Annotated in this window: 15 protein-coding genes; 6 read left to right on the plus strand and 9 right to left on the minus strand. The window is 68.0% G+C overall.

Annotated elements, in window-relative coordinates; genetic code table 11:
* Positions 1-234: 234 nt before the first annotated feature.
* The 3 genes from recX to H610_RS0115615 form a co-directional block, all read right to left on the minus strand.
* The gene (gene recX / locus H610_RS0115605; RefSeq protein WP_028240544.1) at positions 235-699 is read right to left on the minus strand and encodes a recombination regulator RecX; all 465 of its coding nucleotides are present in this window, start codon (positions 697-699) and stop codon (positions 235-237) included.
* Positions 700-703: 4 nt separating this feature from the next.
* Positions 704-1,762, minus strand: coding sequence for a recombinase RecA (recA, locus tag H610_RS0115610; RefSeq protein WP_028240545.1), 1,059 nt, complete (start codon positions 1,760-1,762; stop codon positions 704-706).
* 85 nt (positions 1,763-1,847) lie between these two features.
* Positions 1,848-2,348 carry a CinA family protein gene (locus tag H610_RS0115615; protein WP_028240546.1) on the minus strand — a complete coding sequence of 167 codons (501 nt, stop codon included), beginning with the start codon at positions 2,346-2,348 and terminating at the stop codon, positions 1,848-1,850.
* A gap of 270 nt (positions 2,349-2,618) precedes the next feature.
* Between H610_RS0115615 and H610_RS0115620 the strand changes: the two genes are divergently transcribed.
* The 4 genes from H610_RS0115620 to fdxA all read left to right on the plus strand — a co-directional run bounded on the left by H610_RS0115620 (position 2,619) and on the right by fdxA (position 7,264).
* Positions 2,619-3,668, plus strand: a complete 1,050-nt coding sequence (locus H610_RS0115620) for an acyltransferase family protein (protein WP_028240547.1) — start codon at positions 2,619-2,621, stop codon at positions 3,666-3,668.
* Positions 3,669-3,854: 186 nt separating this feature from the next.
* Complete coding sequence (locus tag H610_RS0115625) at positions 3,855-4,094, plus strand: hypothetical protein (RefSeq protein WP_028240548.1); 240 nt, start codon at positions 3,855-3,857, stop codon at positions 4,092-4,094.
* A gap of 167 nt (positions 4,095-4,261) precedes the next feature.
* Complete coding sequence (gene mutS, locus H610_RS0115630) at positions 4,262-6,835, plus strand: DNA mismatch repair protein MutS (RefSeq protein WP_028240549.1); 2,574 nt, start codon at positions 4,262-4,264, stop codon at positions 6,833-6,835.
* A 105-nt stretch (positions 6,836-6,940) separates the two neighbouring features.
* Complete coding sequence (gene fdxA / locus H610_RS0115635) at positions 6,941-7,264, plus strand: ferredoxin FdxA (RefSeq protein ID WP_028240550.1); 324 nt, start codon at positions 6,941-6,943, stop codon at positions 7,262-7,264.
* A gap of 65 nt (positions 7,265-7,329) precedes the next feature.
* On the opposite strand, the gene H610_RS0115640 is transcribed toward fdxA, so the two are convergent.
* The 5 genes from H610_RS0115640 to H610_RS0115660 form a co-directional block, all read right to left on the minus strand.
* The gene (locus H610_RS0115640; protein WP_028240551.1) at positions 7,330-7,521 is read right to left on the minus strand and encodes a CsbD family protein; all 192 of its coding nucleotides are present in this window, start codon (positions 7,519-7,521) and stop codon (positions 7,330-7,332) included.
* Positions 7,522-7,585: 64 nt separating this feature from the next.
* Positions 7,586-8,578, minus strand: coding sequence for a lysylphosphatidylglycerol synthase transmembrane domain-containing protein (locus H610_RS0115645; protein WP_028240552.1), 993 nt, complete (start codon positions 8,576-8,578; stop codon positions 7,586-7,588).
* The gene (locus H610_RS0115650; protein ID WP_028240553.1) at positions 8,575-9,339 is read right to left on the minus strand and encodes a DUF2334 domain-containing protein; all 765 of its coding nucleotides are present in this window, start codon (positions 9,337-9,339) and stop codon (positions 8,575-8,577) included. The genes H610_RS0115645 and H610_RS0115650 overlap by 4 nt, the downstream gene beginning before the upstream one ends.
* A complete protein-coding gene (locus tag H610_RS0115655) occupies positions 9,332-10,447 on the minus strand; it encodes a glycosyltransferase family 4 protein (RefSeq protein WP_028240554.1) in 1,116 nt (371 codons plus the stop codon). The genes H610_RS0115650 and H610_RS0115655 overlap by 8 nt, the downstream gene beginning before the upstream one ends.
* Positions 10,448-10,591: 144 nt before the next feature.
* Positions 10,592-11,467 (minus strand): YihY/virulence factor BrkB family protein, encoded by an 876-nt coding sequence (locus H610_RS0115660; protein WP_028240555.1) that lies wholly within the window; start codon positions 11,465-11,467, stop codon positions 10,592-10,594.
* Positions 11,468-11,692: 225 nt separating this feature from the next.
* Here H610_RS0115660 and H610_RS24020 point away from each other — a divergent pair, with 225 nt between their 5' ends.
* A complete protein-coding gene (locus H610_RS24020; RefSeq protein ID WP_043238757.1) occupies positions 11,693-11,968 on the plus strand; it encodes a hypothetical protein in 276 nt (91 codons plus the stop codon).
* A 123-nt stretch (positions 11,969-12,091) separates the two neighbouring features.
* Here the strand turns inward: H610_RS24020 and H610_RS0115670 are convergent, their stop codons facing one another.
* A complete protein-coding gene (locus tag H610_RS0115670) occupies positions 12,092-12,811 on the minus strand; it encodes a sulfite exporter TauE/SafE family protein (RefSeq protein ID WP_028240556.1) in 720 nt (239 codons plus the stop codon).
* A gap of 103 nt (positions 12,812-12,914) precedes the next feature.
* Between H610_RS0115670 and H610_RS0115675 the strand changes: the two genes are divergently transcribed.
* A complete protein-coding gene (locus tag H610_RS0115675; RefSeq protein ID WP_028240557.1) occupies positions 12,915-13,829 on the plus strand; it encodes a LysR family transcriptional regulator in 915 nt (304 codons plus the stop codon).
* Positions 13,830-14,248 lie beyond the last annotated feature (419 nt).

A 14,248-nucleotide genomic window follows, 5' to 3' on the forward strand; every position in this document is an offset into this window, starting at 1 on the left:
CCTCGGGGCGATGCTCTTGTGGGTCTCGACCGCGAGCTGGTGGGCTGAAGCGGAACGCCGCCCGGCCCACCCTACGGAACGCGTTCCGGCCAACCTGCGCCTGCAGAGCTCCCGGCTTTCGTGGACAGTCGCCGCGAGGGCGCGCCTCCCGCAGGTCCGTGCAGCACCGCTTGCTTTTGTGGGAGGCCCGACCTCGGGGCGATGCTTTTGTGGTCTCGACCGCGAAACCGCTCCTCAGTCGTCGGCGAGATGGCCGCTCAGCAAGCGGCCGATCGCCGCCGGCGAATAGCCGCGATAGGCGAGAAAGCGCCCTTGCCTTGCGCGCTCCCTGGGGTCCTGCGGGAGTTCGCCGAACCTGCGTTGCCAGATTTCACGCAACTGTTCGTTCCAGTCGAAGCCGCTCTGCCGCAACGCGGCTTCGATGGCTTCGCGCGGCAGGCCGCGCTGGGCCAGTTCCTCGCGAATGCGCAACGGCCCGTAGCCGGCATTGCACCGGCTGCGCACGTAGCTTTCGAGATAACGGGCTTCGGAGAGCAGGCCTTCCTCGGCCAACCGGTCGAGTGCAGCCTCGATGTGCTCGGACTGGGCGCCGCGCTGGCGCAGCTTGCGCGAAAGCTCGACGCGGCCATGCTCGCGTCGAGCCAGTAGATCCATTGCCGCGCGCCGTACCGCAGCGGTGCTGTCGAGCACGACGGGCATGGACTTAGAGGTCGGCGTCGACCAGGTCGTCGGCGGTCGAAGCCGCCGCGGCGGCCGCCTTGCTGCTGCCGCCAGCGGTGACCAGCAGCTTGTCGCGGATCTGCTGCTCGATGGTACGGGCCACTTCCGGGTTGTCTTCCAGGTACTTGGCAGCGTTCGCCTTGCCCTGGCCGATCTTGTTGCCCTGGTAGCTGTACCAGGCACCGGACTTCTCCACCAGCCCCTGCTGCACGCCGAGGTCGATGATCTCGCCGTTGCGGTAGATGCCCTTGCCGTAGAGGATCTGGAACTCGGCCTGGCGGAACGGCGGGGCGACCTTGTTCTTCACCACCTTGACGCGGGTTTCGCTGCCGACCACCTCGTCGCCTTCCTTCACCGCGCCGGTGCGGCGAATGTCGAGACGAACCGAGGCGTAGAACTTGAGCGCGTTACCGCCGGTGGTCGTTTCCGGGCTGCCGAACATCACGCCGATCTTCATGCGGATCTGGTTGATGAAGATGACCAGGCAGTTGGCGTTCTTGATGTTGCCGGTGATCTTGCGCAGCGCCTGCGACATCAGGCGGGCCTGCAGGCCGACGTGGGCGTCGCCCATCTCGCCTTCGATCTCCGCCTTGGGCACCAGCGCCGCCACGGAGTCGACGATGATCACGTCCACCGCGTTGGAGCGCACCAGCATGTCGGTGATTTCCAGGGCCTGCTCGCCGGTGTCCGGCTGCGAGACCAGCAGGTCGTCGACATTGACGCCCAGCTTGCCGGCGTAGTCCGGGTCGAGGGCGTGTTCGGCGTCGACGAAGGCGCAGGTGGCGCCGAGCTTCTGGGCCTCGGCGATGACCGACAAAGTCATAGTCGTCTTGCCCGAGGATTCCGGACCGTAGATCTCGACGATCCGGCCCTTCGGCAGGCCGCCGATGCCCAGCGCGATGTCGAGGCCCAGGGAGCCGGTGGAAATGGCGGGAATCGCGGGGCGATCGTGATCGCCCATGCGCATGACCGCGCCCTTGCCGAACTGGCGTTCGATCTGGCCCAGGGCTGCAGCCAAGGCGCGCTTCTTGTTCTCGTCCATTGGAATCCTCACTTGATCAAGAGGGCCGGAGGCCACGACAACTGTATAAGTAGCCAGTATTTAAACACAGGCTCCGGGAACTCGCCTAGCCCTCGACCGGATTTTCTCCGGCCGTCAATCGGATCAGCCCGGCCAGCGCGCGCTCGGCCGTCTGCCTCCTGACCGCCTGCCGATCGCCGTCGAACAGGCAGCGCTGGGCGAACGGGCGGTCGCCGTCGGCCCAGGCCAGCCACACGGTGCCCACCGGCTTCTCGGCCGAGCCGCCGCCGGGGCCGGCGACACCGCTCACCGCCACGGCGAAGCGCGCCCCGCTGTGCCGGCGGGCCCCGGCCACCATGGCCTCGACCACCTCCCGACTGACCGCACCGACCTGCTCGAACAGCACCTCCGGCACCTGCAACTGGCGGGTCTTCTGAACATTGGAATAGGTCACGTAGCCGGCTTCGAACCAGGCCGAGCTGCCGGCCACGCGGGTGATCGCCTCGGCGATGCCGCCACCGGTGCATGATTCGGCCGTGGTCACCTGGGCGGCGCAGGCCTGCAGCCGCGCCCCCAGCTCCTCGGCCAGGCGGGTCAGTTCATCCATCGGTCGCTCCTGTGCAGACGGCCAGACCGAGCACCCTACCGCATTTCCCGGCCACGATCAGGCGTCCGTTCATCGGTGACGGCCAGGCGCAACGGCCGCTGCGGCCTTCGGACGAACGGCCGGGATAAAAACCCTTTCTTCTTCATGGACTTGTATTTTCGTCCCGGTAGGCCTGGTGGGATAACGGCCAAACACCGGTGAACGGAAGGAACCGTTTTTCTGGCCATCCGATCAATAAGGTCAGCGATGAACGCAACAGGGAGGTGCAAGATGCAGAAGATGTCCTTTGGTGTCCGCGAGAATAATTTCGATTTTCTTCGCTTCCTCGCCGCCAGCCTGGTGCTGGTCGGGCACTGCTACTGGCTCAGCGGCCGCTTGCCCGAAGAGCCGCTGCGCCAGCTCACCGGGAACACGGACGTCGCCGACCTGGCGGTGGACGTCTTCTTCGTGATCAGCGGCTTCCTGGTGACCGCCTCCTACCTGCACGGCAGCGGCAACGTCAGCTTCGTGGTCAAGCGGGCGCTGCGGATCTTTCCCGGCCTGGCCTTCTCGGTGATGTTCGCCTTGCTGATCATCGGCCCGCTCTCCACCCAGCTGTCGCTGGTCGAGTACTTCACCCATCCGCAGACGGCCGCCTTCCTCACCAACCTGTTCATGCTCACCAACTACAACCTGCCCGGGGTGTTCGCCGGCAATCCCTTCCCCGAGGCGGTCAACGGCTCGTTCTGGACGCTGCCGCTGGAGGGCCTGATGTACTGCGGCGTGCTGTTCCTGGGCATGTTCCGGCTGCTGCGCGGGGACATGGTGTTCGTCGCCCTGGCCGCCGCCGTGGTGGGCTACTTCATGCTGCTGCCGGCGCTGGAAATCGACAGCCTGACCCTGACCAAGCTGTCCCGGCTGAGCATGTTCTTCCTCGCCGGATCGGCGCTGTACATCTGCCGCAACTCGATTCCCTGGGACGGCCGCATCGCCGTGGCCCTGCTCGCCGGCTGGCTGCTCGCCCTGGGCAATGACGGCTGGTTCGCCGTGCACGTGGTGACCCTGCCCTACCTAGTGATCTACTTCGCCTACATGCCGGTGCCCCACCTGGCCAGCTTCGGCAGGTACGGCGACTTCTCCTACGGCATGTACATCTTCGGCTTTCCGGTGCAGCAACTGATCATGCACTGGTTCGGCCCGCACATCGGCATCCCCGGCTTCGCCCTGCTGAGCCTGGCGATCACCCTCTGCTTCGCCGTGCTGTCGTGGAAGCTGGTGGAAGAACCGGCGCTGCGCCTCAAGCGTCTGGCCAACCTGCCGCACATGCGTTCGGCGCACTGAGGCCCCGTCGCAGACGGAAGGCTCCCGGCCGCCCGTCTGCACGACGGAAGGCCGGCGAACCGCCGTGAAAGTCGAACTCTAACCGTCATCTTCCAGTGACACCCATGCCATGGGCGCTGGAACAGCCAGAAAAGTCCAGAAAAAGAAAAGGCGCCGGCAACCTGCCGCGCGCCATGCCGAGGTGTTATGGACAAGTTGCGTGCAGACCGCGAGCGTCTCCTGGCGCTTGCGAACGAACTCGTGCGGCTCGACCCCGACGCCATTCCCGGCATGCGGGTGTACGACCTCAAGCCCTATGGCGACCGCTTCGAACTGCTGGGCGAATGGGACGTCGGCGACGGCGCCGAAGAGACCTGGGCCCGCGCCAAGGCGATCTACCGTTCGATCGCCGACGAGCTGTCGAGGGCGTACATCCTCCAGGAGTGAGCCCCGCCCAACGGGCATCCGCCGCGCAGCGCCCGCCGAGGCGGCCACGCGAGCGCCGGCCCGCTGCCGCGCTTGCGACGCAACGCCGCGAGTTGTTCACCGGGTAAGGAAATGACCGGCCCGGGCAGGTAGTATTGGCGACTTTTCCCGATCGACCTGCGCAGCCAATGGACGACCTTTCCCAGCACACCCCGATGATGCAGCAGTACTGGAAGCTCAAGCGCGAGCATCCGGACCAGCTGATGTTCTACCGCATGGGCGACTTCTACGAACTCTTCTACGAAGACGCCAAGCGCGCCGCCGCGCTGCTGGACATCACCCTCACCGCCCGCGGCCAGTCGGCCGGCAAGGCGATCCCGATGGCAGGCATTCCCTTCCACTCGGCGGAGGGCTACCTGGCGCGGCTGGTGAAGCTCGGCGAGTCGGTGGTGATCTGCGAACAGATCGGCGACCCGGCCACCAGCAAGGGGCCGGTCGAGCGCCAGGTGGTGCGCATCATCACGCCGGGCACGGTCAGCGACGAGGCGTTGCTCGACGAACGCCGCGACAACCTGCTGGCCGCCGTGCTGGGCGACGAGAAGCTGTTCGGCCTGTCGGTGCTGGACATCACCAGCGGGCGCTTCAGCGTGCAGGAACTCAAGGGCTGGGAAACCCTGCTGGCCGAGGTCGAGCGCCTCAACCCGGCCGAACTGCTGGTGCCTGACGACTGGCCGCAGGGCCTGCCGCTGGACAAGCGCCGCGGCGTGCGCCGCCGCGCGCCCTGGGACTTCGACCGTGACAGCGCCTTCAAGAGCCTCTGCCAGCAGTTCGCCACCCAGGACCTCAAGGGCTTCGGCTGCGAGAAGCTGACCCTGGCCATCGGCGCCGCCGGCTGCCTGCTCGCCTACGCCAAGGAAACCCAGCGCACCGCCCTGCCCCACCTGCGCAGCCTGCGCCACGAGCGGCTCGACGACACCGTGGTCCTCGACGGCGCCACCCGCCGCAACCTGGAACTGGACGTCAACCTCTCCGGCGGCCGCGACAACACCCTGCAGTCGGTCATGGACCGCTGCCAGACCGCCATGGGCTCGCGCCTGCTGACCCGCTGGCTGAACCGCCCGCTGCGCGACCGCGCGGCGCTGGAGGCCCGCCAGGATTCGATCATCTGCCTGCTCGAGCACTATCGCTTCGAACTCATCCAGCCGCAGCTCAAGGACATCGGCGACCTCGAGCGCATCCTCGCGCGCATCGGCCTGCGCAACGCCCGCCCGCGCGACCTGGCCCGGCTGCGCGACGCGCTGGCGGCGCTGCCGGCCCTGCAGGAGGCGATGCAGGCGCTGGTCGCCCCACACCTGAGCGCGCTGGCCGCCAGCATCCGCACCTATCCGGAGCTGGCCGACCTGCTGGCGCGGGCGATCATCGACAACCCACCGGCGGTGATCCGCGACGGCGGCGTGCTGAAGAGCGGCTACGACGCGGAGCTCGACGAACTGCTGTCGATCAGCGAGAACGCCGGCCAGTACCTGATGGACCTGGAGACGCGCGAGCGCGAGCGCACCGGGCTGGCGAACCTCAAGGTCGGCTACAACCGCGTGCACGGCTACTTCATCGAGCTGCCCACCCGGCAGGCCGAATCGGCGCCGGCCGACTACATCCGCCGGCAGACGCTCAAGGGCGCCGAACGCTTCATCACCCCCGAACTCAAGGCCTTCGAGGACAAGGCGCTGTCGGCCAAGAGCCGCGCGCTGGCGCGCGAAAAGGCGCTGTACGACGCGCTGCTGGAAACCCTCATCGAGCACCTGGCGCCGCTGCAGGAAAGCGCCGCGGCGCTGGCCGAGCTGGACGTGCTAAGCAACCTCGCCGAGCGCGCGCTGAACCTCGACCTGAACCGCCCGCGCTTCGTCGACGAGCCCTGCCTGAAGATCGACCAGGGCCGTCATCCGGTGGTCGAGCAGGTGCTGGACACGCCCTTCGTGGCCAACGACCTCTCGCTCGACGACAGCACCCGCATGCTGGTGATCACCGGGCCGAACATGGGCGGCAAGTCCACCTACATGCGCCAGACCGCGCTGATCGTGCTGCTGGCGCAGATCGGCAGCTTCGTCCCGGCCAGGGCCTGCGAACTGTCGCTGGTGGACCGCATCTTCACCCGCATCGGCTCCTCCGACGACCTGGCCGGCGGGCGCTCGACCTTCATGGTGGAAATGAGCGAGACCGCCAACATCCTGCACAACGCGACCGACAGGAGCCTGGTGCTGATGGACGAGGTCGGCCGCGGCACCAGCACCTTCGACGGCCTGTCGCTGGCCTGGGCGGCGGCCGAGCACCTGGCCGGGCTGCGTGCCTTCACCCTGTTCGCCACCCACTACTTCGAGCTGACCGTGCTGCCGGAGAGCCAGCCGGTGGTGGCCAACGTGCACCTGACCGCGACCGAGCACAACGAGCGCATCGTGTTCCTACACCAGGTCCTGCCCGGCCCGGCCAGCCAGAGCTACGGCCTGGCGGTGGCGCAGCTCGCCGGCGTGCCGGCCCCGGTGATCCAGCGTGCCCGCGACCACCTGTCGCGGCTGGAGACCACCAGCCTGCCGCACGAGGCGCCGCGCGCCGAACCCGGCCAGCCGGCGCCGCCGATGCAGAGCGACCTGTTCGCCGCGCTGCCGCATCCGGTGATCGAGGAGCTGTCGCGGCTGAACCCCGACGAACTGACGCCGCGCGCGGCACTGGAGCTGATATACGGCCTCAAATCGCGTATCGGGGCCTGATAAAGCTGCTAGAATCGCGCGCATTTTTTCGATGGCGCGGCTGCCTGGGCCGCGCCTCCGGGGGCGACTGCCATTGCCACCGACACGCATGAGGAGATAGCTGGAATGACCTTCGTCGTCACCGACAACTGCATCAAGTGCAAATACACGGACTGCGTGGAAGTCTGTCCGGTGGACTGCTTCTACGAGGGCCCCAATTTCCTCGTGATCCACCCGGACGAGTGCATCGACTGCGCCCTCTGCGAGCCCGAGTGCCCGGCGCAGGCGATCTTCTCCGAGGACGAGGTGCCGGACGACATGCAGGAATTCCTCGAGCTCAACGCCGAGCTGGCCGAAGTCTGGCCGAACATCACCGAGAAGAAGGACCCGCTGCCGGACGCCGAGGAGTGGGACGGCAAGAAGGGCAAGCGGCAGTACCTGGAACGCTGAGTCCTTCCCCCCGACGCGCGAATGCCCGCTCACGCGGGCATTCGTCTTTCTGGGCGGGCGTGCTGTCAGGCGCGATCGATGCCGCGCTTGATGGTGTCCTTCACCTCGCCCTTGAGCTGCTGGGCCTCGCCCTTGGTTTCCTGACGCTGGCCTTCGCCCTTCAGGCGCGGATTGTCAGTGGCTTCGCCGACACCCTGCTTGATCTTGCCGACGGCTTCGTTGGTGTTGCCCTTGAGCTTGTCTTCGGAGCTGCTCATATCGGGTCTCCTCTCTCGTTGTCAGGTATTCGATTGACCCGCCGAAGCGCCATCGGTTGCGTTTTTACGACTGACGGGCACGAACCAGCCGCGCCAGCAGCGGCCGCCCGGCCAGATGCAGGAATACCGGAGCCCCGGCGATGAGGTAGAAGTAGTAGGTCACGAAGCGCCAGATGAGGATCGCCGCAGCCGAAGTGGAAGCGCCGACCAGCGGCGTCAACAGCGCCGCCGAGGCGAGCTCGGCGCTGCCCGCCCCGCCGGGCAGCAGGCTCAGTTGGCCGGCGGTGAGCGCCAGCATCTGCACCAGGAAGGTCCAGGCCCAGGCGAGTTCGCTGCCGAGGCCGCGCAGGGTCAGGTAGAGCACGCTGTAGCGCAGCAGCCAATGCAGCACGGTCACCGCGAACACCGCGAGCAGGATGGGGTACGGCAGGCGCAGCGAGGCGCGCAGCGCGTTGCGGAAGCCCAGTACCTTGCGCGCCCAGCGGTGCTTGCGGCGCCGGCTCACACCCAGGCGACTGGCCAGCCGGCCGTTGAGCCGGAACACCTGCCGGTGGAAGCGCCCGAGCAGCCCCAGCAGCGCCAGGCCGCCGACCAGCAGCGCCGCGGCGAGCCCCAGCAGGCTGCCGATGTAGGGATTGAGCGCGTGGGTCAGTGCGTAGATCAGCACGCCGATCAGCGCGCAGAGGAAGAACAGCAGGTCGCACAGGTGCTCCACCGCGAAGATCGCCGTGCCGCGCGCCGGCGGCACGCCGTCGCGCATCAGCAGCGCCATCATCGTCAGCGGCCCGCCGGCGCCGCCCGGCGTCGCGCAGATGGCGAATTCGGTGGCCATGACGATGCCGACCGAGCGCCCGGCGGCGATGTGCCGGCGGCCGAGCAGCAGGCGCAGGCGCCAGGCGTTGAGGTACCAGCCGAGCGCGATCATGCCGAGCATCGTCAGCAGCAGCTCCGGCGGAAAGCTGAGCAGCCTCTCGAACAGGCCGGTGCCGCCGAGCAGCAGGGGAACCAGCGTCGCAGCCGTCAGTCCGCAGAGCAAAAGCCAGAAGCCACGACTCATGCCACCGCGCCTGCCAAGGCGACCTGGCGCTTCATCCACTGGTGCTTGGTGGTCGCCGTGCGGCCCTCGCGCAGCAGGCGCACCAGCAGTTCGAACCAGTAGCGGCGGGAGAACTCGTGGCGCATGTCCACCGGGTGCAGCCCGAGCCGCAGCAGGGGAACCTGCTGGTAACGCAGCCGCAGGGATTCGCAATACAGCCGCGACAGCCCGCGGCGCCAGGCCGAGCCGGCGCTCCATACCAGCCCCGGCGCGGGCACCGCCTCGAAGTCCGGCAGCTGATAGAGCCGGCGCGTGTCGCTGGTGTAGGCCAGTCCCGTCCGGGCCAGCGCCTGGCGGGTTCCGGCGCTCATCAGCCAGGCCGGTGCGACGAAGCCCTGCAGCGGCCAGCCCAGCCGGCCGAACAGCGCCATGCCAAGCGCCAGGCGACGCGCCGCCTCGTCCCGGTCGAGGACGTAGAACTCGCCCTCGTGGGTGAACACCCGGCGCATGAACCATTCCCGCGGGGTGCGTGGCGACGGCCCGTTGTCGGCATGGAAGCAGCCGTGCAGGATCAGCTCGTCGCCGCGCGCCAGCCGCGCATCGAGCATCCGGCAGAAGCCCGGGTGCCGCTCCAGCGGGTTGCGCCGGTGGAAATCGGGCACCACCAGCCAGTTGATCGGCACCTCGCCCAGGGCATCGACCGCTTCGACGAAAGGCTGGTAGTCGGGCCAGGTCTCCGGCGCCACGTCGTGCAGCACCAGCACCAGCTCCCGCTCAGCCATGCACGGCGACCGGCAGGTCGAGCGTCCCGCGGACCGCCTGGTAGTGGGCGAGCAGCCCGGCCACCACCGCGTCCCAGGCGTGGTGCGCCTCGACGTGCTGGCGCGCCTGCTGGCCGAGCAGCCGCACGTTGCCGGTGAACAGCTCGCGCACCGTCTGCGCCATGCTGCGCGCATCCAGCGGCCGGCACAGCCGCCCGCAGTGGAAGGGTACGATCTCCGGCAGGGCGCCGGCCCGCGCGGCGACCACGGGGATGCCGCTGGCCATGGCCTCGAGCGCGACCAGGCCAAAGGTCTCCTGATCGCCGGCGTGCAGCAGCAGGTCGCTGCTGGCCATGTAGGTCGCCACTTCCTCGCGGCCACAGAAGCGGTCGATCACCGTGACGTTGTCCGGCACCTTTCGCGGCATGGTCGAACCGACCAGCAGCAGGTGATACGGCCTGCCCAGCAGGCGCGCGGCCTCCAGCAGCACCGGCAGGTTCTTCTCCCTCGAGCCGCGGCCGGCGAAGATCAGCAGGCGGGCGTCATCGGCGAGCCCGAGCCTGGCGCGCAGCTGCGGATCGCGGCGCTGCGGACGGAACGTCTGCAGGTCGACGCCCAGCGGCTGCACGTGCACGTTGTGCACGCCCAGGCTGTCGAGCTTGTCGGCCATCACCTGGCTCGGCGCCAGCACGCGGTCGAAGCTGCGGTACAGGCGCGAGACGTACTGCGCCATGTTCGCGCCGAACCAGGCGCCCATGCGCTTGGACGCCAGCAGCGGCAGGTCCGAGTGGTAGAAGCCGATCACCGGAATGTCCAGGCGCCGGCCGGCGTCGAGTGCGGCCCAGGCCGTCATGTAGGGATCGCCGACCTCGATCAGGTCGGGGCGCAGCGCCCGCAGCTGCTCGCGCCAGGGGCCGCGGCGCACCGGGAAGCGGTGACCGCGCCCGAACGGCAGCATCGGCGCCGGGATCTCGTAGACGCCATCGTGCTGGCGATAGTCGCTGCCGGGCACCAGCACGCTGTGTCGAACGCCCGGATAGAGTCGGAGCCGGCGATGCTTTGCTTCCAGATAAGTACGCACGCCACCGCTTGCCGGGGCGTAGAACATGGTCATATCGGCGATATGCAAGGTGAAGCGTCTCCGTTTGGCCATAGCGCAGAGCCGCGCACGGCGCGAGAAGACATCGATCGGCTCGCTCGCCGTGAAGGGCCCTGTGATGGAATCAATGGACCGTTCGGAACGACAGACGTTCGAGCGCCGACGCTGGGCTGGTCAGGATTCCAGGCGCTTGTCGCCCGGGTCCTTGCCCTCGGCCGAGGCATGCTCGATCACCGCGTTGAGCTCCGCGCCGAACAGCAGCACCGCGGCGGAGATGTAGAAATACAGCAGCAGCACGATGATCGCGCCGATGCTTCCGTAGGTGGCGCCGTAGTTGGAGAAGTTCTGCACGTAGATGCCGAAGCCCAGCGAGGCGATGATCCACACCAGCACCGCCAGCACCGAGCCGGGCGTGAGGAAGCGGAACTGCTGCTCGACGTTCGGCGCGAAGTAGTACAGCAGCGCTACCGCCAGCATCATCAGCAGCACCACCACCGGCCAGCGCAGCCAGGTCCAGAGCACCACTACCACCTGTTCGAGCCCGACCTGCCCGGCGAGCCACTGCATGACCTGCGGGCCGACGATCATCAGGCCTGCCGCCAGCAGCAGCATGATCGCGATGCCGATGGTGTAGACGAACGAGAGAATGAAAAGCTTCCACGACGGCCGCTCCTCCTTCACGTCGTAGGCCGCGTTCATCGCGTTCATCAGCGAGCGCACGCCGGTCGAGGCGGTCCACAGGGCCACCAGGATCCCCAGCGAGAGGAAACCGCGCTCCTGCTGCTGCAGCTGGTCGATGACCCCGTTGACCTGGTCCACCGCCATCGGCGGCAGGGCCAGCGCCGCCTGCTCGCGCAGCCAGTCGAAGAAGTTCGGCAGATGCAGGAAGCCCAGCATGGACATCAGGAACAGCACGAAGGGAAACAGCGAGAACAGCGCCCGGTAGGCCAGCGCCGACGCATAGGTGGACATGTCGTCGTTGTTGAATTCCCGGAGGGTGCGCTTGAGAATCTCGAAAGGACCCACGCCCCGCATGTTCAGAAAAGCCATCGTCTGCAGCCTCTCGTTAGCCGACTCTGTCCTTTTCCGACGATGGCCGTCCGTAGGAGTTCGGCGTCCCAGACGGCCCGCCCTGCCCTGCGTGCCGGCCAGGGAACGTCCCGCCGTGACGCCTGTCTCACCTCTGGCAGTACACGTATCGGGCGTTGCACCGCGGCCCTGGCCGCGCGCCACGCATCGCACAAGGGAACGCGCAACCGATAAGGGACAACAACGATGCTGACCGACATTCACGACCTGCTGCTGCTCTACAGCCTGATCTTCGCCTCCGCCGGGTTCGTGCTCGGCCTGTTCTACAACCACCGCCGGGTGTTCAGGCTGGAAGACAAGGTGACTCGCCTGAGACGCACCGTCGCGCACCTGCAGCGCAAGCTCGAGCAGACCGAAAGCCCCGCCCTCATCGAACTTCCCGGCCGCGCCCTGCCCTTCGAAGCGCCCGACCGGGCGATGCAGCAGCGGCTGCTGCCGCTCGGGGCCGATCCGTTGGATTGACCGCCGAACGGACGCCATAGTGAAGGCGATGGCTGGTGGGCTGAAGCGGAACGCCGCCCGGCCCACCCTACGGCCAAGCGTCCTGCTTTCCCCGCGGTCATGGCACCGGCGACCCTGGGTTCCTCACCACCAGGCGGCTAGCCCCAGGCCCAGCAGCCCAAGGTAGAACAGCCGTTGAAAGAGCGCCTCGGTAATGTGCCGGCGCAGCCGCTGGCCGAGGTACATGCCCAGCAGCGTGGGCGGAACCATCGCCGCCGAGCCCCAGAGATCCAGGCGGCGGCCCTCCCCGTGCAGCCACAGGCCCGCGCCCAGCGCCAGGGTGGCGACCAGGAAGCAGATCGCCAGGGCCTGGACGAGGTCGTCCTTGCCCAGGCGCAGTGCCTGCAGCCAGGGCACCGCGGGGATGACGAATACCCCGGTGACGCCGCTCAGCGCACCGGTCGCCAGCCCCACCGGGAACGACAGCCAGCCTTCCAGCCGCCCGGGCTGCGGCAGGCGGAGGCGAAAGAGCCCCGCCAGGGCGTAGGCCATCAGGACAGTGCCCAGCACGGGATGGATCACCTCGCTGTTGCCCTGCGTCAGCCAGCGCGTGGCGACCAGGGTCGCCAGGGTGATGCCCGCCAGTAGCGGCAACAGCCGCCGGCACATCCGCAGCGCCGACGCCGGCGCGCCCATCTGCCAGAGGTTCGTCAGCACCGAAGGCAGCAGCAACAGCGCCGCCGCCTCGGGCGACGGCATGAGGATCACCAGAAGCGCCATGGCCAGGGTCGGCAGGCCCATGCCGAGCAGCCCCTTGACCAGGCCCGCCATCACGAAGATCAACCCGCACAGTGCGACGAACATGACCACTCCCAGATCGGAAACCGCGCCAGTGTCGGGCCGCCCCGCAGGCTTGACCAGCGGTATGCGGCGAAGCGAGCCTTAGGCAAATCCAAAGGCTTACACCATGACCTACGACCTCACGGACCTGCGCCTCTTCATCCACGTGATCGAAGCCGGCAGCATCACCCACGGCGCCGCGCGCAGCCATCTGTCGACGGCCTCGGCCAGCGTGCGCATCAAGGGCCTGGAGGATGCCGTCGGTGCGCCCCTGCTGGTGCGCAACGCCCGGGGCGTCCGTCCGACGGTCGCCGGGCAGACCCTGTCCAGCCATGCCCGGGCGGTGCTGCATCAATTGCAGCTGATGGCCGACGAGCTGGCCGGACAGGCCTCGGCGCTGCGCGCCCAGGTGCGCCTGCTGGCCAACAGCGCCGCGCTGGTCGAGCACCTGCCGGCGCCCCTGGCCGACTTCCTCGCCGCCGAGCCCACGACCGACGTCGAGCTGGAAGAGCAGCCCAGCGCGCTGATCGCCCAGGCGCTGCGCCGCGGCCAGGCGGAACTGGGCGTGCTCGCTGCCCACGTGGATACCCAGGGCCTGCAGACCCGCCCCTTCCGTACCGACCGGCTGGTGGCGGTGCTGCCGCCCGGCCATCCCCTGGCCGGGCAATCCGCCCTGCCCTTCGAAGCGTTGCTGAAACAGCCCTTCATCGCCCTCGGCCGCGGCTCGGCGCTGCAACGTGAACTCCTCGCCCGCGCACTGGACGCCGGCGCCCCGCTGCGGCTGCGCGCCACTGTCGGCGACTTCGCCGCACAGTGCCTGCTGGCAAGCCGCCTGGTAGGCATCGCAGTGATGCCGGAAAGCGCCGCCGGACGCCACGCCTCCACATACCGATTGAGCTGCACCCCACTCGCCGACGGCTGGGCCACCCGCGCCCTACGGCTCTGCGCACGGGATTTTTCGCGATTGTCGCCGGCGGCGCGGAGGCTGGCGGAGTGTCTGACGGATAGCGAGGCCGGCAAGTGCCGGGCCAGTAATGAGTAAAACCCGGCCTCGCTCACACAGCCTTCAGCATGTCGATGAACGCGCGTAGCGGGGCCGGCACCTGCCTGTGGCCCGAGTAGTAGAGGGCCAGCCCCGGTTCCGGCTGAATGTGAACCAAGCGGTTTCGCTCGCTCGGTTCACAGGTCACTATCGGACAGATCGAAGCAAAGCACGTAGGCGCTGATGACGTTGGCCCGCTGAACCAACCGAGAGTCGGCCTGCCGGACTGATTTATAAGAAGTTTCATGGAAAAGGACGACCTCAAGGCCCTGGCCTACCCGTTCGATCGGGACTGGGATTTGGACACTGGCTGGAAGACCGGTAGCACCGAAACCGCGACGCCAGCTGGGGGCCTGATCGTGGGTGGAGCCGTCAGGCCGAATTACCGCAGACCAAGCCTGGAAACGGTGGTGCCTCGT

Origin of the sequence: Stutzerimonas azotifigens DSM 17556, assembly GCF_000425625.1 — a bacterium.
Lineage (GTDB): Bacteria > Pseudomonadota > Gammaproteobacteria > Pseudomonadales > Pseudomonadaceae > Stutzerimonas > Stutzerimonas azotifigens.